18 protein-coding genes and 1 tRNA gene are annotated in these 17,232 nt (G+C 55.6%); 8 read left to right on the forward strand and 11 right to left on the reverse strand.

The window, feature by feature from the left end:
• Positions 1-29: 29 nt before the first annotated feature.
• The 4 genes from WH7805_RS05290 (at position 30) to WH7805_RS05310 (ending at position 1,834) form a co-directional block, all read left to right on the forward strand.
• Entirely contained in the window at positions 30-614 is a 585-nt protein-coding gene (locus WH7805_RS05290) for a recombinase family protein (RefSeq protein ID WP_006041979.1), read from the forward strand.
• On the forward strand, positions 608-790 hold the full coding sequence (locus WH7805_RS05295; protein WP_006041980.1) for a hypothetical protein: 183 nt from the start codon (positions 608-610) through the stop codon (positions 788-790). Before WH7805_RS05290 ends, WH7805_RS05295 begins: the two co-directional genes overlap by 7 nt.
• A complete protein-coding gene (locus WH7805_RS05300) occupies positions 787-1,101 on the forward strand; it encodes a lysozyme inhibitor LprI family protein (protein ID WP_006041981.1) in 315 nt (104 codons plus the stop codon). Before WH7805_RS05295 ends, WH7805_RS05300 begins: the two co-directional genes overlap by 4 nt.
• A 505-nt stretch (positions 1,102-1,606) precedes the next feature.
• Complete coding sequence (locus tag WH7805_RS05310) at positions 1,607-1,834, forward strand: hypothetical protein (RefSeq protein ID WP_006041983.1); 228 nt, start codon at positions 1,607-1,609, stop codon at positions 1,832-1,834.
• A gap of 1,104 nt (positions 1,835-2,938) precedes the next feature.
• Here the strand turns inward: WH7805_RS05310 and WH7805_RS05320 are convergent.
• The 6 genes from WH7805_RS05320 to glyQ all read right to left on the reverse strand — a co-directional run bounded on the left by WH7805_RS05320 (position 2,939) and on the right by glyQ (position 8,345).
• Complete coding sequence (locus WH7805_RS05320; protein ID WP_038004446.1) at positions 2,939-3,289, reverse strand: hypothetical protein; 351 nt, start codon at positions 3,287-3,289, stop codon at positions 2,939-2,941.
• Positions 3,290-3,374: 85 nt separating this feature from the next.
• The gene (locus WH7805_RS13815) at positions 3,375-3,569 is read right to left on the reverse strand and encodes an AlpA family transcriptional regulator (protein WP_006041987.1); all 195 of its coding nucleotides are present in this window, start codon (positions 3,567-3,569) and stop codon (positions 3,375-3,377) included.
• 278 nt (positions 3,570-3,847) lie between these two features.
• The gene (locus tag WH7805_RS05330; protein ID WP_006041988.1) at positions 3,848-5,149 is read right to left on the reverse strand and encodes a site-specific integrase; all 1,302 of its coding nucleotides are present in this window, start codon (positions 5,147-5,149) and stop codon (positions 3,848-3,850) included.
• 185 nt (positions 5,150-5,334) lie between these two features.
• Positions 5,335-5,421 (reverse strand) — tRNA-Ser (locus WH7805_RS05335).
• Positions 5,398-7,401, reverse strand: coding sequence for a ComEC/Rec2 family competence protein (locus WH7805_RS13820; protein WP_006041989.1), 2,004 nt, complete (start codon positions 7,399-7,401; stop codon positions 5,398-5,400). The genes WH7805_RS05335 and WH7805_RS13820 overlap by 24 nt, the downstream gene beginning before the upstream one ends.
• Before the next feature lie 53 nt (positions 7,402-7,454).
• Positions 7,455-8,345 (reverse strand): glycine--tRNA ligase subunit alpha, encoded by an 891-nt coding sequence (glyQ, locus tag WH7805_RS05360; protein ID WP_006041990.1) that lies wholly within the window; start codon positions 8,343-8,345, stop codon positions 7,455-7,457.
• Positions 8,346-8,804: 459 nt separating this feature from the next.
• On the opposite strand from glyQ, the gene WH7805_RS05365 reads away from it, so the two are divergent.
• Positions 8,805-10,079, forward strand: a complete 1,275-nt coding sequence (locus WH7805_RS05365; RefSeq protein ID WP_006041991.1) for a DUF1796 family putative cysteine peptidase — start codon at positions 8,805-8,807, stop codon at positions 10,077-10,079.
• A gap of 252 nt (positions 10,080-10,331) precedes the next feature.
• Here the strand turns inward: WH7805_RS05365 and WH7805_RS05370 are convergent, their stop codons facing one another.
• From WH7805_RS05370 to hisF, 4 genes are all read right to left on the reverse strand, one after another.
• Entirely contained in the window at positions 10,332-10,679 is a 348-nt protein-coding gene (locus tag WH7805_RS05370) for a hypothetical protein (protein WP_006041992.1), read from the reverse strand.
• Between the two features lie 88 nt (positions 10,680-10,767).
• Positions 10,768-11,469 (reverse strand): bifunctional demethylmenaquinone methyltransferase/2-methoxy-6-polyprenyl-1,4-benzoquinol methylase UbiE, encoded by a 702-nt coding sequence (gene ubiE / locus WH7805_RS05375; protein WP_006041993.1) that lies wholly within the window; start codon positions 11,467-11,469, stop codon positions 10,768-10,770.
• Positions 11,466-11,699, reverse strand: coding sequence for a hypothetical protein (locus WH7805_RS05380; RefSeq protein WP_232198958.1), 234 nt, complete (start codon positions 11,697-11,699; stop codon positions 11,466-11,468). The genes ubiE and WH7805_RS05380 overlap by 4 nt, the downstream gene beginning before the upstream one ends.
• A 69-nt stretch (positions 11,700-11,768) precedes the next feature.
• Positions 11,769-12,548 carry an imidazole glycerol phosphate synthase subunit HisF gene (gene hisF / locus WH7805_RS05385; protein ID WP_006041995.1) on the reverse strand — a complete coding sequence of 260 codons (780 nt, stop codon included), beginning with the start codon at positions 12,546-12,548 and terminating at the stop codon, positions 11,769-11,771.
• A gap of 54 nt (positions 12,549-12,602) precedes the next feature.
• On the opposite strand from hisF, the gene WH7805_RS05390 reads away from it, so the two are divergent.
• The 3 genes from WH7805_RS05390 to WH7805_RS05400 are packed head-to-tail and all read left to right on the forward strand — an operon-like array spanning position 12,603 to position 15,825.
• Positions 12,603-12,821 carry a DUF2862 domain-containing protein gene (locus WH7805_RS05390; RefSeq protein ID WP_006041996.1) on the forward strand — a complete coding sequence of 73 codons (219 nt, stop codon included), beginning with the start codon at positions 12,603-12,605 and terminating at the stop codon, positions 12,819-12,821.
• Between the two features lie 11 nt (positions 12,822-12,832).
• Positions 12,833-13,786 (forward strand): chlorophyll synthase ChlG, encoded by a 954-nt coding sequence (gene chlG, locus WH7805_RS05395; RefSeq protein ID WP_006041997.1) that lies wholly within the window; start codon positions 12,833-12,835, stop codon positions 13,784-13,786.
• A complete protein-coding gene (locus WH7805_RS05400) occupies positions 13,783-15,825 on the forward strand; it encodes a transglycosylase domain-containing protein (protein WP_006041998.1) in 2,043 nt (680 codons plus the stop codon). Before chlG ends, WH7805_RS05400 begins: the two co-directional genes overlap by 4 nt.
• Here WH7805_RS05400 and WH7805_RS05405 read toward each other — a convergent pair.
• Positions 15,803-17,146, reverse strand: coding sequence for a 16S rRNA (cytosine(967)-C(5))-methyltransferase (locus WH7805_RS05405; protein WP_038005089.1), 1,344 nt, complete (start codon positions 17,144-17,146; stop codon positions 15,803-15,805). The two genes, WH7805_RS05400 and WH7805_RS05405, sit on opposite strands and share 23 nt — an antisense overlap.
• Between the last annotated feature and the right edge of the window lie 86 nt (positions 17,147-17,232).

Here is a 17,232-nt window from a genome sequence, read left to right on the forward strand (position 1 = left end):
ATAGTTTCGCTAACGCCCTTTTTGGAACGATGACTGCCCGCAGCGTTGGATATGCCCGCTGTTCCACGGCATCCCAGAAGACAGACGCTCAAGTTGCAGCGTTGAAGGAAGCAGGTTGTGCGGTCGTCTTTGAGGAGACCATCAGCACGAGGGTCAAAGAGAAAGACCGACCTCAACTACAGGCAGCACTGAATGCCGTAGTTAAAGGCGATGAACTGGTGGTGGCGAAGTTGGATCGCCTCGGCAGAACTCAAGTGGAAGTGGTTTCCCGTCTGCACCAACTGCAGGAGCAAGGGATCCATGTCCGAACGCTGGATGGATTGGTCAACACCAAAGGACTAGGGAAGTTCGCCCCCGTCCTTATTGGTCTGCTTTCTGGTTTGGCGGAAGTGGAACGCTCACTGATCCAAGAGCGAACCCTGGAGAGCATTCAGCACCGCAGATCAACAGGCGGGAACTTGGGAGGTCGCCCGAAGACCAATCAGGCAAAGGAACGCCTGGTGCTGCGACTCAGGGACGAAGGGTGCTCCTATCGCTCCATTCGCGAGCAGACAGGACTGGCGCTTTCAACGATCCGTCGGATCATTGCTGAACAGGAGGCGGTGTCGTGCTGAAAATCCTTGTCGGAGTTGGACTGGGGTTCCTACTCTTCACCAACCCAGAAGCAAGACAAATCACCGCAGACCTGCTGAGATCAACTGCAAATGCGATTGCTCCTGAGCAAGACGGCAAGACCTTTCAGGACAGGGTGAAGGATGCCGTGGTGAAGAAAGTTATGGAAGAGCAATGAGAGCACTGCTCCTCCTGCTGTTCTTCCCACTGGTGCAGGTGCAAGCAAGGGAACCTGAGATCCAATGCCCTGGAGAGAACACCATTGAAATGAGGTTCTGTGCCTCCCAAAATTGGGAGGAGTCCAACCAGGCACTCAAGGAACAACTGCCCCAAGCGACCTTGGAGAAGTGGAAAGCAGCAACACAGGAGGTCTGTGCTGCTGCTTATGCCCCATACCGACAGGGAACGATTTATCCCCAGATGGTCGTTGGATGCGATGACCGACTGAACCGAGTTCTATTGGAAGAACTCAAGGGTTTGGGCAGATGAATCCGCTCCTGCTCTCCCTGGTCCTAAGCAACCCTCACGTCATCTCAGTACCTCAGGACCATGTCCTTCCTGTCTTTGGGTGTGGCACTGGGTGCCGCGTAGAGACAGAGCAGTTGTCGCTTCCACAGCGAATGCCTGATGGGTGGTTAAGGGTCAAGGTCAGACAACGCACCTGGGTTCAGAAATGCGACTGGAAATCCACGCCAGTCACCTGCGTTGATGAACCCGCTTCGGGAAGAGCAGGTCCCCCAGTCCAGGACCTTTGGTTGTTTGCCAACTGCTCTGGGGAGAGGTTTGCCACCAGCAAGAACCCTAACCGCACCAATTCGTGGGAACAGGACGTGTTCTATCGGGAGGGACCATCAGCAGGAGAACCAAAGTTCCAGACCGTTGCTGGGAATCCCTTTATGCGATGGGCGAAGTTATGTCCTGCCGAAGCAGTCGAAGGACAGCAGCAGATACGAGACATGTTCCATGGATTACGCGAAGCACTTGAGAACAAGCAATGAAACAACTCCTCCTTCTGACCCTGCTCCTTCTTTCCGTTCCCGCCATGGCAGCACCTAAGTACCGCGTACAAGTCAGAAACCAATTCGGTGGATGGCAGCAGTATCAGACGGTTCATCACCTCCCCTCTGCCTCTAGAAGTGCCCAGAAGAGAGCAGAGCAGACGGGGAAGCAGCACCGAATCATTGATGAGGACGGGAACCTGGTGGATCTTCTCTATCCCTGAATCAACGCCTCAATCCCCCTTGCGGTACTTGATGGGCAACCAGTCCTCTGTGTAAGTGGTCTTCCACCTTGCTTTCCTCCACCTATTAAACATGGACTCTCCCCCATACCTCTTGATGAGGTCGTGGAGTGTCATACCCCCCAAGTCACAACCATCAACGGGACAAGCAAGGATGAAGGTGTCACCTGATCTGGCATATCCCATAACTGCTTTGTGCTTCCCGCACCTGGGGCAGACACACCTGAATGTCTCCTTCCCGTTAAAGTTGTCTCTTCGTTTTACTCCATTCAGTTTGCGAGACATTTCCACAAAGAATGGATACTCGATGTGTAGATCTGTTCTAAACTTGTATCCCATAAAAATTACTCCTATTGTTACCAATTGCTTACATTTATCTGTACTTAATACCCAAACTCTTATAGATAGAGTGGGTATGAGATTTTGGACTCTTAGAGAACTTAGAGACCCACAAGGGTCAAAACAAAGCACTTCCAATAGTCCAAAAGGTATAAATATAAGAAAGAATGTTATTTAAAATATAGGTGTCTTGTATACCTAAGAGACCCTTCTATAAGAATAACACTTTTCCTCATTATTGTCCATACTGAATCTACTACCTAAACCATGACCATTAAAACACCAACTAAGCAAGATACTTTTACTATCTCCTATCAAAGACAAGAAGCAAAGAAGGTGATAGGAATGGAATATGAGTTAATGGAGCACTTTGGTTTTAACCGATCACAACTTCATAAGAGTCTGGTTAGAGACGCATACAGACAACTACGAATGTTCTGAGCACTAAGAGGTTTATCCATGAAGGTACATACAAATACAAGGGTTGAAAATGAAGCAAATAAAAATTGATGATGTCCATTACTCAATGCTCAAGGACATTGGCAAGAAATGGAGAATGTCTCCTGAGGACTTAGTAGCAGAACTGATTCAAGAGACCTATTCCAACAAAAAGAAAAGAGGATAGGAATATTCTGCCTGGGTCCCTTTAACCTTCAGAGGCAACCAAATCCAAGAGAAATAAAGAATCTATTTTCTCAAAAAAATCCCCTGGGATTTTTGGGATCCCAGGGGGACAGGCAATCAAGTTCAATAGTCCCAGCAATGCAATGCTGCTGCCGATTCAAGGGCAGGTTCAATCTCCTCGATAAGACGTTCGTCCTCTAAAGTATGACCGCGATAAAAAATAATTTGGACGCCCGCGCAACCTTTAACAAGTTGGATAAAGTCCAAATTTCTCATGCGTTTAATCTGGTCGTCTGAATAACCCAACATGTCTTGGATATCTTTAATTACGTCCTCTCGATCATAATCCATATCGTCCAAGAAATCTCCGTCGCTATCAACCAATGAATGGGTCTCCCAAATTGTTGGTCCGAAGTCCGACAAAAGTTGAGGTTGGCGCAGAGTCTTAAGGGTCGGTTTTGCAAGAGTAGTCATAATGAAAAAAAGTAGATATGGAGTTATCCCGTGCGTTTTCACGTTGGGTTTAAAGACGGTCGGGATTCGTCTAGGAGGTAAATGCTCAACCGAGAGCAGTAGCAACCTTTTCAGCACACCAATCTTCGATCTGGGACTTAACCCAGACAACAGATCGAGCACCCAAAGCAACTTGCTTCGGGAAATCTCCGACTTCCATAAGTCGATAAATGGAAGATTTAGAAAGAGAAGTAATCTCTTTAACTTGAGGGAGACGAATAAACTGAGTAGAAGTGAGCATTAGGGCAAAAAGCAAAGGACAAAGAAGTCGGGTTATTTGCTTTTTGTCTTGTTAGACAGAGGAACCAGGGTGGGGATGTCTGGCAATAAAGACCCTTTCGGGTAGGTGTTTATTTGATTTGTATCGAGGAGGGGAAGTGCTCCCTTTGTTTCGATACAAATAGTATAATCCCGGGAACCCGACCCGACCGTTCTCCTTGTGCCACTTTGACCCTTGACCTTCCAGTTGTCCCAGTTGGTCTCAGGGAATCCGACTAACTCAAATCACCCTCTAAATCGTCAGACCTTCATGCCGAGGGACAGCATGAGGTCGCACCACTGAATAAGAAAAGATTTTCTCTCCTCAATGAAGTCATGCCTGTCATATATCCCCCGAATCTTGTCTTTAACCTTATGACCGATCTGGAGTTGGATGATGTCCGATGAGAACCCCAGTTTCTTCTGCCCATAAGTAAGGATCGTCGTCCGCACTCCATGACCCACAAAGTCCCCCTTGTATCCGAGGTCGATGAAGTGGTTGTTGATGGAGGAGGGGTTGATGTGCCTGGACTGAGTGCGTGGAGACGCAAAGACGAACTCGGTGTCCCCATTCACCTTCTCCATTTCCTTGAGGAGGTCCTTCATGGGTGCGGTCAGTGGGACCAGGTGGTTCTTCTCCCCCTCGTCCCAGGTCTTCATGCGAGTCGCAGGAACCCTCCACATGTCCTCCTCCAAATCGACCTCCTCCCACTTCATGCCTGAGATCGCACCGACCCTCAGACCACACATGAAGGTGAGAAGACACGCACCACGGGTCGAGATCTGCCCATTGGGTTCATTGCGGTCAAAGACCTCCCAGAACCCAGGAAGTTGCTCAATGAAGAGATAGGGGTGGTGCTTGACCTTGCTCTCTGCCTTCTTGTCCTTGGGACTGGTGATGGAGACCGCAGGGTTCTGGTCCCTCTTGACCCACCCCTTACGGATCGCATTCTCAAAGACCCCCTTGAGGATGAAGGTCTGCTTCCTTGCTGATGAGGGTGCTCTTCTCCTGACTCTGCCCAGATAGTCCGTGATGAGTTCCCGTGAGGTTCTTCCACCTGGGTGTTCGTAGTCCCAGGACAAGTGCTCAACAGGTGTGTCTGCTCCGAACTGAGGAAGGATCTGATTCCAGATGAGGTTCCTGTATTCGGTTTTGCCCTCCTCTCTGACTGAGGTCCATTCGTCCAAATAGGACTGACATGCCTGCTCCAAGGTCGGAGAGGTCGTCTTCTGGACCAGTTCTGCCTGCTCCTTCTTCTTCTTCTCCCTGGGGTCCTTGCCGTTCTCCTTGCTCCAGGTCTTGATCAGGTCCCACTCGTCAGATGCTTCCTTCAGAGACCACTTGCCAGGACCTTTGCCATAAGGACCGATGCGGAACTCAATCCACTTCCCCCCGTTCTTGGGACTGCGTGGTGGGAACCGACTGATGCCGATGAAGGACTTGCCACCCCCCTTACTGGTGGGTTCGACCACCACATACAACCCAGACGAACTGCCACACCTTTGCTTCTGTCTCTTATCTCCTGCCTTTAGAGCACGGACCTGTGAGTCAGAGAGAGACATTTCAGGATTCCCCCAACACAGATATTTTCCCCCAACACACCCCCTTTTTTCCCCAACATTTCCCCCAACACTTTTTCAGGACACCCTGGTTTCTCATGGGACGAAGCAAGACGACCAAGCACTAAAAAAGTCCCTCACCGCAGTGGGTTTGGGACGATCTAAGACCTTTCAGAACTTACTCCGAACGGAGAGGGTGGGATTCGAACCCACGAGGGTGTGACCCCTACACGATTTCGAGTCGTGCGCAATCAACCGGACTCTGCCACCTCTCCCTGCGCAGTCGTGCGCTCGGTCACTTTAGTGCTATGCCCTACGCCCCACCGAGGCAACCTCCCCGCGTGATGTGACAAATCCCTGCGACGCAAGGGAAACAACCGCTGTCCCACCTGCACCTGCAAGTGACGACCTCTGACACCGGCCACGCGCAGACCGAGGCCTGCACTCCTCAACGTCTGCCCAGAACGCAGGGGCAACTGCCCCTGGTGTTCCGCCACAACGGTATGAGCCAGGGAACTCCAACACCCGGACTGGTCCATGGCCACAGGATCCATCACCGCCACCCAATCGAAACGGGCATGGCCAAGCCCCTCTCCCAGTTGCCTGGCCACATGGCAACTCAGGCCATCACCATGGCTGCTCAACAGAGCCGCACGACCGCGATGCCGCAGCACCAGCCAATGGCGTCCCCACTGTTCAACCCTGATCAGGTCATCACTGAACTGCACCCACCCCTGCACCACCACGGCCAACAAGGCCAGGGGAGCGGCATGGCAACGCCAACGGCGAAGCGTGGGTAACCACCAGGGGATCAAGGCGAGGGCAAGCAAGAGCACTACCAGCGGTTGGGGACGGCCGGTGAGCAGCTGGGCCCAAGGCCAGCCACTGATCCAGTACACAAGGGCGATCAGCAGACCTGCCAGCTGCTGAATGGGCCAGATCAACCAGGGCAGAACGAAGGTGGTGAAAGTTCCCGGCAGCACCAGCACAAGCAGGGCCAACGCCATCGCCGACAGGGTGAGCGGAGCGAGCAACGGAGCCGCAAGCAGATTGCTGACAAGGGCGTAAAGGGGGGCCGAGCCGAAGTGGAGCAACTGCAACGGCAGGGTCCAGGCCAGGGCAGCCAGGGGAACGGACAGGGCAGGGGCGAGAGGGCGTAGCCACCTCAGGCCATGGGTGCAGAGCCACTGTTCCAGGGGGGCGGCCGACAACACCAAACCAGCGGTTGCTGCAGCGCTGAGTTGAAATCCGACTGAACGGGCCCAGGATGGATGGAGGAGAAGCATCAGCAGCAGGGTGAACACCAGCACGCCGAGAGGGCGACTGCGCTGGCCCCTTTCGCGAATCAACAGAGCCGCTGCTCCCATCAGCACGGCCCGCACCACCGAAGGCTGGGCGCCAGTCAGCGCAAGAAACAACGCCATGGCGCTTCCTGCAGCCACGAGGCGCAGCGCAGACGGAAGTGAACGGGTGCCGGCCAGGGTGGTGCCAAGCAGCACGGAAAGATGAAAACCCGATGCAGCCAGCGCATGGGATAAGCCCGCCACCCGGAAGGCCTCACGCAGATCCGCCAATAAATTCACCTGTGCACTGCCGAGCACGAGGGCAGCCAGTAAACCACCGCACGATGGTCCGGCTGCCTCAGTGAAGGTCTCCGCAATGCGCCGGCGGCCATCGGCCAACGGCGTCCAGGAATGGCGCAAAACCCGGATGGATTCAGTGCGGATCTGACTCCAACTGCCTCGGGCGACCAACCGCTCCGCTCCGCCACGAAGCAAAGGGTGGGCGGCAGGCCGAGGCCGGCGCAGCGGCCCGGACGCTTCAATCCAATCGCCCAGACGCAAAGGCTCCTGACAAGGATCGACAGTGAGTTCCATGCGCCCCCTGCGCCGCTCACCATCGAGATGGTTCACCTCCACAAGAGCCCGGCAACGCCCATTGCGGACCTGACCATCGCTCAGCAGCCGCCCCTGCAGGGTCACCACCTCAGCCGGGCCCCTCATCGGAATCCGGTGACTGGGATCCAGGGGATGGGGGCGCGGCTCAGCGGCCAGACCGCAGCGGGCGATCACGAGCGTCAGCAAAAGGGTAATCAGGCCCAGCGATTGCCCAGAAAGCCGCAGCCATCGACGCAGAACGGCAAGACCGAGACCCAGCACCACCAGCAACGTGCACCAGTGGTGCCAGGTCTGGGACAGCGCGGCTCCCAAAGCTCCCAGCAGCAAAAGCAACGCCGTGGCCAGGGCCGAATTCATGGCGCACCCGTATCAGAGATGCACCGAGGATTCCACGGTTGGACGCAAGCGGATCAGACCGCTGCAGCTGCCGCACTGGACTCCAGCAAGGGAAATCCGAGCGCCTCTCGCTCAGCCAGCCAGGCTTCTGCCACCTTGCGGGCCAGCGTGCGGATCCGGCCGATGGTGGCCGTGCGCTCGGTCACTGAGATCACGCCACGGGCCTCCAGAAGATTGAAGGTGTGCGAGCACTTGAGCACAAAATCCAAGGCCGGAGCGGGCAGGTTCTGGGCGATCAAATCCGTGGCCTCGGCTTCATAGATCGCGAACAGCTGCTTCAGGCGCTCTGAATTGGAAGCCTCAAAGTTGAAATGACACTGACCCTTCTCGAAAGGAAGCCAGATGTCGCCGTAACTGCGCGATTCATTCCAGCGCAGATCCCAGATGCTCTCCACATCCTGGAGATACATCGCCAGACGCTCCAGTCCATAAGTGATTTCAATCGAAACAGGCTTGCAATCCAGCCCACCGCACTGTTGGAAATAGGTGAACTGCGTCACCTCCATGCCATCCAGCCACACTTCCCAGCCCACACCCCAGGCACCGAGGGTGGGGGACTCCCAATTGTCCTCCACAAAGCGGATGTCGTGATCAGCCGCCTTGATGCCGAGAGCGTCGAGGGAGGCAAGGTAGATCTCCTGAATGCCGTCAGGGGATGGCTTGATCAGCACCTGGTATTGGAAATAGTGCTGGGCTCGATTGGGGTTATCGCCGTAGCGTCCATCGGTGGGCCGGCGACAGGGCTCTGGATAGGCCACAGCCCAGGGCTCGGGTCCAATGGCACGCAGCACCGTATGGGGACTCATGGTTCCAGCCCCCTTCTCGGTGTCATAGGGCTGGAGCAACAGACATCCCTGCTCAGACCAGAAACGGTTAAGGGTGGAGATGATGTCCTGGAAGAACATGCCCGGCTTGCCTGCCATCGAAGAATGAACCTAGAACTGCTGGTATGACTAGCCCTCGCAAGGGAAGTCGGGAAATGGTCAAGGAAGAGACTGCTGCAATAACTTTGTGATGACAAAGCCAATCAACAACCACCTGACCAACGGGCAGCGTAGTCCAGCACTATGTTCTTGCGAGGTGGCCGATTCGCTTAAGCAATCAGAAAAGTGATTGGCACTGCCAAGAAGTGCCAGAAGCACAATGAATAAACAATTTTCAAAAAGTGCACTGTGCCCCATACGCAGGGCTTACTCACTTCGCCAAGGACCATATTCAGCGATGACATGCCTGACCAATCTCACTGGCACGAGCAGTTCAACTGTTATGACGCCCCTTACCTAGTGGTCCTTCATTATCACTTGGACAACCCAGAATGACCAAAAGAAGAATCATGCAATAATAACTCAGTTTACCCAACAGACATGGGAAGCTGGCGATCATTCGCATCGAAATCGGAAGCACTTCTCAAATCGAATAATATTGCCAAAGCACAGAAAAAAGTTAGAGCAGGCTTAGAAAAGCATCCCAATCAAGCCAACCTCCTCTGCATTGCGATCCAAGCTTTCCGTGCATCAGACAAGCGCCAAGAGTCTCTAGAATTCGCGGAACTTTTGATCACGCATCATCCAACAAACTGGGAGGGATATGGACGCTCAGCACAAGACCTCGTTGCACTCAAGCGCTTTGAAGAAGCACAGCAACACATTCAAGCAGGCCTAAAAAAACTTCCCAATCATCCCACTCTCCTCAACATTGCGAATGCTGTCTTCCTTGCATCAGGCAATCGCGAGAAGGCGCTGGAGTACGCCAAACTTCTAATCACTCATCATCCAGGCATCTGGGATGGCTATGAGCACACCGCCAAAGATCTAATTGCACTGAAGCAGTTCGAAGATCTTGAACGATTCGGCGAGTGGCTGAAAGCGAAACCAATCAAAGAAACTTTCTTAGAGTCTATCAACGATTGGATTTTCACCGCGAATCTGGGCCAGCGCGCACTTAAAGATCTTGACGAAAGCTGCCTACCCAGGAAATTACAAGAGTTTTCAGAAGGCAGAGAAATCTTTATCCCCATAGGCGATTGCTGTTTGGGCGCTCAATTTATTAGTGACTCAGGAGGCAGAAAGTTCGCACTTCCATTTGACTGGCTTTTTATCGAACCAAAGCAAATCAAAAGAATCATCAAGGATGACTTTCAAAACTTCATCAATCCAGAGAATCTGCAATCTCAATACCCACGAAGGCAGTGTGGCCACACGCTCTACGGAAATACAAACTTCTTTAATCATCATGACCCATCGCGAGAGCCGGACAGATCAGCATTTTTAAGAAGAATTGAACGATTCAAAAAACTAGTCTCGACCTTCAATTCAGACATTGTGTATTTCAATGTCCGACTAGAAGAGAGGCACAGGGATCTTGTCGATCTCCTAGACGTCCTTCCAAGCAGAAGCAAAATACTGTCATTTGTTTTCTTGGGCAATGGCAGCCACGAGAAGCCAACGATCAACGATCTCGGACAAGACCTTCTCCAGATAGTTTTTCAATGCGACAATAAAAACACAAAGTTTGCAAAGAAAGATCTACACCCAAGTGGATATACCGATGGAAGTTTCATTCACTGCCCCTATTCCAGCGCTTACGCAGGGTCCATTTTGAATCATATTCTCTCCCACTCACAGCGCCATCACCGCTAATCAAGCAACAGGCTGTTAAATCTTTATCAGCAGCCATATTTTGACCTCGATCAAAATATCAACAACACCATCGATTCGCAGCTTGCCACCAAAGCCACTCTTGAAATTATCAAGAACTAACTGGAGAAAGAATCTGAATCAATGGTTATCAAATTCTCCACAATGGGATCAACTTGTTATCAAACCCATCACTTCGATCAGCGGAGAAGACGGATCAGTTCCTAGAACTGTCTTCTCTTAAAGCCCCCGAGCTCAACTCAACGAGAGGCACCGGTGGAGATGGGCAATGGCATGGTGACGATGGGGATGACCTTTGCCAGGCCCCATCATGCCCAGCCAGAAACTGCCATCTCCCTGGAACACGAGCACCGGCTTGGACGCCCCCTTCCCATGGGTCTCAAGCAGAGACATACAGAGCTGTTCAGCGACCTCCGCTCCCCTTGGACGGGAACGCAGTCGGCGTAACACAGGATCCACCTGCGAAAAGGACACAAACGTGGCTTTCTGAGAGTTGGTCACCAGGATCATCCCGTCCAGCCACTGGACTTCTTCCAAGAGGTCTTCGATCGACGGCAGAAGCGACGGCAGCGGAAAAGCCAACGTGAATACCCCCGTTTCTTAATCATTTCTTTCATAAGCCATTGGTCTCACTTGTCGCAACCGATACAGGATGAGGAGTTATAGCTCTTCAACAACGCAGGGTCAGAAGCCCCATCAGCCCTCCGGCCATGGCGCGATGACGGGCACGAGCGAACCCTGCGCCTTTCGCCAGCTCTTCTTGGGCTGTGCCATCGGGAAAGCGCAGCAAACTGGCTTCGAGGTACGTGTAGTGGTCTTTGAGGCCAAGCCCCTTAGCCACAGGCACCACCACACGGCGCAAGTACGCACGCTGGAAGCGCGCCGCCCCTGACGCAGCAGGCAAGCGATTGAAATCAAGTAGGCCTGCCCGTCCTCCAGGCCGCAGCACCCTTTTGACCTCCCTGAGGCCAGCCGCCGGATCGGCAAGGTTACGAAGCCCATAGGCCATCACCACCCCATCAACTGAAGCGGTGTCGCAGTCCAGGGCCAGGGCATCGCCCTGCTGGAAATCAAGAGGCAACCAGGGCTCGCGCGCTGCACGTCGACGCGCAACGTCAAGCGGCGCCTCAGCCGCATCCACCCCGACCACCTGTCCTCCAGGACGAACACGACGGGCCAACGCGAGGGCCAGATCTCCGGTGCCGCAGCACAGATCAAGCCAGACCTCTCCCCGTTGCGGAGCCAAGGTGAGGAGAAGCTGGCGTTTCCATTGGCGATGCAAGCCGAGACTGAGCAGGTCGTTCAGCCGGTCGTAGGTGGGGGCTGCGTCATTGAACAGCCTCTCAACAGCTTCAGGATCTCCTGGTCTCAAAGCAAAAAGTCATTCAGGGTCATCACCATCACCGTGGCCAATCCAACAGCTGCTGAACACACCAAACACCCTGCGAGCATCAACGAAAACTCCTGCTGATCAACAGCCGATTGCATGAGCTGTAGCCCCCATGCAACGAGAGCAATCACGACGCTCGTCAGGGCAAGGCCAATCCAGGGAGCTGGCGACCATGCAACATCCATGGGCAGCAACAGTGCGCTCAGGGACAAAGGTTTGGATCCTGAGACCAGCACTAAGCCTGCCAATTCGCACTATGTTTCAAAATTTTAATAATCCAGCTAGCCCTCAAGGGGTCGAATCGCCAAACCACGACGCAGCAAGTCTTGCTTGATCTCTTGAACAGACAGCAGTCCGTCGTGAAGCAGGGACGCCAGCAATGCCGCAGATGCGTGTCCACCGTTCGGGCCCTGGTCGAGGGCCGCAGCAATGTGATCGAGCGTCCCGGCTCCGCCAGAGGCGATCACTGGAACCGGAACCGCTTGCGCGACAGCACGGGTGAGGTCGAGGTCGTACCCCGCCTGGGTGCCATCACCATCCATGGATGTGAGCAGGATTTCTCCGGCTCCGAACCTCGCCACTTCACACGCCCAATCAACAGCGTCAAGACCGGTGTTCTCGCGACCACCCTTCACGAACACATCCCATCCGCCACCATCACGGCGACGGGCATCGATCGCCACAACGATGCACTGGCAACCGAATCGCTCTGCCCCCTCTGTCACCAGCTCCGGACGCCGGACAGCTGAAGAATTGAGGCTGACCTTGTCGGCTCCGGCACGCAACAGCTCTGTGATCCCCTCCACAGAGCTGATCCCTCCACCCACGGTGAATGGAATCGTGACCTGCTCGGACGTGCGCCTTACCAGGTCAACGAGGGTGGCACGCCCCTCATGACTGGCCGCAATATCCAGAAACACCAGCTCGTCGGCTCCAGCCTGGCTGTACCGACATGCAAGCTCAACGGGATCCCCAGCATCGCGCAGTCCTACAAAATTGATGCCCTTCACCACCCGGCCAGCGGCGACATCGAGGCAGGGAATCAGGCGGAGAGCGACCATTGCGTTTGAGTTGCGGCTGTTAAGGTTGCGGCCACTTTCCAAGCCTCGCAGGCCATGTCACAGCAGGCAGTCACCATCGACATCGGCTCCAAGGTGCGTGTCACCCGCGTTCGTGATCGAATCCCCAAGGCTCTTGTTGAGCTGCTGAAGTCCGACTCCAATGGCACCGTGACTGATTTCCGGACCGTGGATGGCAAAGGCATCGGCGTTGTTGTTGAGCTCAGTGATGGGTCCACCAACTGGTTCTTCGACGATGAAATTGCTCCCGCCTGAGGACCCAACGCGTGAGTGACGCCCGTCAGCTGCTCGGCATGAAAGGTGCCAGCGGCACCACCAACATTTGGAAGCTGCGCCTGCAGCTGATGAAACCCGTGACCTGGATCCCACTGATCTGGGGTGTTGTCTGTGGTGCAGCGGCCAGCGGTCATTACGAATGGCGCCTGGATCACTTCGCAGCGGCCCTTGCCTGCATGGTGATGAGTGGACCGCTACTGGCTGGCTACACCCAAACCATCAACGACTACTACGACCGCGAGATCGACGCGATCAACGAGCCTTACAGGCCAATTCCCTCAGGAGCCATCCCCCTGAGCCAGGTAAAACTGCAGATCTGGGTTCTACTGGTCTCAGGCCTCGCCGTGGCCTACTCCCTTGATGTCTGGGCAGGACATTCCACCCCAGTGCTGTTGCTGCTTGCACTGGGTGGTTCCTTCGTGAGCTTCATCTATTCCGCTCCCCCTTTGAAGCTCAAGCAGAACGGCTGGCTTGGCAACTATGCCCTTGGAGCGAGCTACATCGCACTTCCCTGGTGGGCTGGTCAAGCGCTGTTCGGTCAGCTCACCTGGGCGACAGCACTTCTCACACTGGCTTACAGCCTTGCCGGACTCGGCATCGCTGTTGTCAACGATTTCAAAAGCGTGGAGGGCGATCGTGCACTCGGGCTCCAGTCACTTCCAGTTGCATTCGGAATTCGGCCAGCAAGCTGGATCAGCGCTGGGATGATCGACATCTTTCAGCTGTTGATGGTTGCCGTACTGATCGCCATCGGGCAGCATTTTGCTGCTGTGCTTCTTGTACTGCTGATCGTGCCTCAGATCACTTTCCAGGACATCTGGCTGCTGCGAGATCCCGTGGCCTACGACGTGAAATACCAAGCCAGCGCACAGCCATTCCTGGTTCTCGGCATGCTGGTGACGGCCCTGGCGATTGGCCATAGCCCCCTGACCCCGGGGATGTGATTCGCACTCGTCTTCACTGGTTTCTGATCGGTGGATGCGCCGCTGTGGTGGGAGGTGGTGTGGCCCTTGCCCAGGCCGCTATCACTCGTGCCTTTGACGCCACCCTTCCTGATGCCCGGGGCATCAGTCGCTTCAACCGTCCAGGCACGATCACACTGCTCTCCAGCAGCGGAGCTGTGATCCAGAAGCTTGGCCCTGCCACCCGGGAGAAGATCGAACCTGGACAGATGCCCCTGCTTGTGAAGCAGGCCTTCATCGCCGCTGAAGACCGTCGCTTCTACAACCATGACGGAGTCGATCTCTGGGGCATCGGCCGGGCCTTGGTGCGCAACGTTCGCCAAGGTGCTGTTCGAGAAGGAGCCAGCACGATCACCCAGCAGCTGGCCCGCACAGTGTTTCTGAGCCAGGACCGCACGCTCACCCGAAAGCTCAAAGAAGCGGCCCTGGCCTACAAACTCGAACGTCAGCTCAGCAAGGAGCAGATCCTCGAGCAGTACCTCAACTACGTGTATCTCGGCTCCAGCGCCTACGGACTTGCGGATGCCGCCTGGGTCTATTTCTCCAAGACACCCAATCAGCTCAACCTTCCTGAGGCCGCATTGATCGCCGGTCTGCCTCCGGCACCCTCGGTGTATTCGCCCCTGGTGAACCCAAAACTGGCATTGGAACGGCGCAGTCTGGTGCTCAGCCGCATGCTTCAGGCTGGGTTCATCACAGAGAGCGAAGCCGAGCAAGCCCGCAACAGCCCCCTGGCGCTCACACCCGCCATTCCCAAATATTTCAACAGCGCTGCGCCCTTCTTCACCAGCTGGGTTGCCCAACAGCTACCCCGTCTTTTGACCCCTGAACAGCTGGAAGTTGGCGGCCTGAAAATCCGCACCAGCCTCAATCTGAAATGGCAAAAAAAAGCACAGGCCGTGGTGCGTGAATTCGCCCCGTTCGACACCGAAGGCTCGATCGTCTCGATGGAACCCGGCACAGGCCTGGTGCGCGTGATGGTGGGAGGGAAGGACTTCAGCAGCAGTCAATTCAACCGCGCCACCCAGGCCCTGAGGTCACCAGGTTCCACCTTCAAGCTCTTCCCCTACGCCGCAGCGATCAATGCCGGTGTGAAACCGGAAAGTAAATTTGTGGACGCTCCCCGCTGCTGGGCGGGCTACTGCCCCAAGAATTTCGGCAATAAATACTTCGGCACGATTTCTCTGGCTGACGCCCTGAAGAACTCACTGAACACCGTGGCGGTCCAGCTGCAGGACAAGGTTGGGTTTGACGCAATCATCAGTACTGCCAACAAGTTGGGCATTGGCAACCAGCGCCCGTTGGGTAAGTACTACCCCATGGCGATCGGGGCCTACGAGCAAACCATTCTTGACATGACAGCCGCCTATGCCGCTGTTGCCAATCGCGGTATTTATGTCAAACCCTCAGCTTTCGAAGAGATCCGTGGCCCCGATGGCAATGTGCTCTGGAGCCGACGTGTAGACGGAGACAAAGGACGGAGGGCCCTCGACAGCGATGTAGCCGACGCCATGAACTGGATGTTCCAGCGGGTGGTGAGTGGCGGAACCGGCGCAGCAGCCCGCCTGGATGATCGTCCCGTAGCCGGTAAAACCGGAACTTCGGAAGGAGCACGTGATCTGTGGTTCATCGGATCAATCCCACAACTCACCACAGCGGTGTGGTTCGGCTACGACAACAACAAGGAAACCAACAGCAACAGCGGAGAGGCAGCCTGGGCCTGGAAGCAGTTCATGGAGGATGTGAAGGACACCTACCAGGTGCAGAACTTTCCTCCTAAGCCCGTGCTCACCCGCACATTCCAGCCCCCTGGCAAAGCCAAAGGTTTAAACAAAAAGAAAGAAGCTCCTTTCCGGGGAGACGAAGACTCTCCTGACTCCGACCTCTGGGCCCCCGGCGAAGAACCGTTTCTTGGTGGGACTGAACCACCCGCTACACCTGCTCCTGCGCCTCCCCGTTATGTAGCGCCACCGGGGGGACCTCCGGTGGATGAAAATTTCAGGCCGCTGCCGGTGCAGTGATCACAGCTGCATAAAACCCATCTCCCCCCTGGGGGTCAGGCCAGCGCTGCTGTTCAGACACCAGCACAAGTTGGGGATGACGCTGCAACCAGCCATGAATTTGATCGGTGTTCTCGGCAGGGTGCACTGTGCAGGTGGCATACACGATGCGGCCGCCAGGCTTGAGCAACGGCAAGAGTGCATCAAGAAGACCAGCCTGAAGCTGCACCAAATCGGCAATCGAAGATTCACTGATGCGCCAGCGCGCATCAGGATGACGGGCCAAGGTACCCAGGCCTGAACAAGGGGCATCCAACAGGATCCGATCGAAGGAGGCCATCCACTGCGGGCGTTGCTGAAGCAATTGCGATGCATCCGCCGCCAAGGCATGAATGCAATGACTGCCGAGCCGAGAGGCATTGGCTGCCACGCGTTGCAGGCGCCCGGGTGAACGATCCACAGCCCACACCTCACCTTGATCACCCATCAGTTCGGCCAGATGGGTGGCTTTACCGCCGGGCGCTGCACAGGCATCCAACACTCGCTGTCCTGCCTCAACCGCCAGCAACGGAGCCACCCACTGCGCCGCGCGATCCTGCACACACCAGTAACCTTCGTCAAAACCCGGCCACTGCCGAAGATCCCCAGCCGGATCCAACACCTGCAACCCATCCGGGCAGCCGGGGATCGGAGCCGTGGGCATGCAGTGTTCGGCAAAGCGTGAAGCCATCTCTGCTGGCGATGCGCGCAGACGATTGATGCGCAAATCCAAAGGCGGCACCTGATTGCAGGCCTGCGCCACCTGAGCGGCCTGCACTGGACCGCACCAGCGCAGGAGATCGCGGGTGAACCAGAGCGGCAGCGACTGGTCCTGCGCCAGCTCCATCTCCGGTTCAGAAGGTCGCACCAAACCGTCGCCAGCATCACGGGCCCGCAGGGCTGCGCGTAGCAAACCATTCACCACAGGTGCCAAGCGTGCCAACGGGCCGCCTTTGGCCAGTTCCACAGAGGTATTCACTGCCGCGGCTGGAGGGATCCGTTCCATACGCAGAACCTGGTACAACCCGAGATGAAGCAGCCAGCGCAGACGTGGAGGCTGTTTGCGGGCAGGCACTTTTCCGAGCTTGTCGAGCCAGGCGTCTAGCCACTGCCGCCAACGGATGGTGCCATAGGCCAATTCGGTGGCCAGGCCACGGTCAGCGGCTTGCAAGGGGTGCTGCCGCAGCGCCCGCTCAAGGGCCACATCGGCGTAAGCCCCCGCCGCCACCGCTTCAAGCACCTCCAACGCCACCCGGCGAGACGCCAGCCCAGGCTTGTCGGATCGAGACGGCGACTCACTCACGCGTGACAGGCAACACACCCTCCAGAGCTAGCGCCGCGAGCTCAACACAACCAAATGCAACGCGCCTCTTGCACGGATTTCGAGAA

Source organism: Synechococcus sp. WH 7805 (genome assembly GCF_000153285.1).
Lineage (GTDB): Bacteria > Cyanobacteriota > Cyanobacteriia > PCC-6307 > Cyanobiaceae > Synechococcus_C.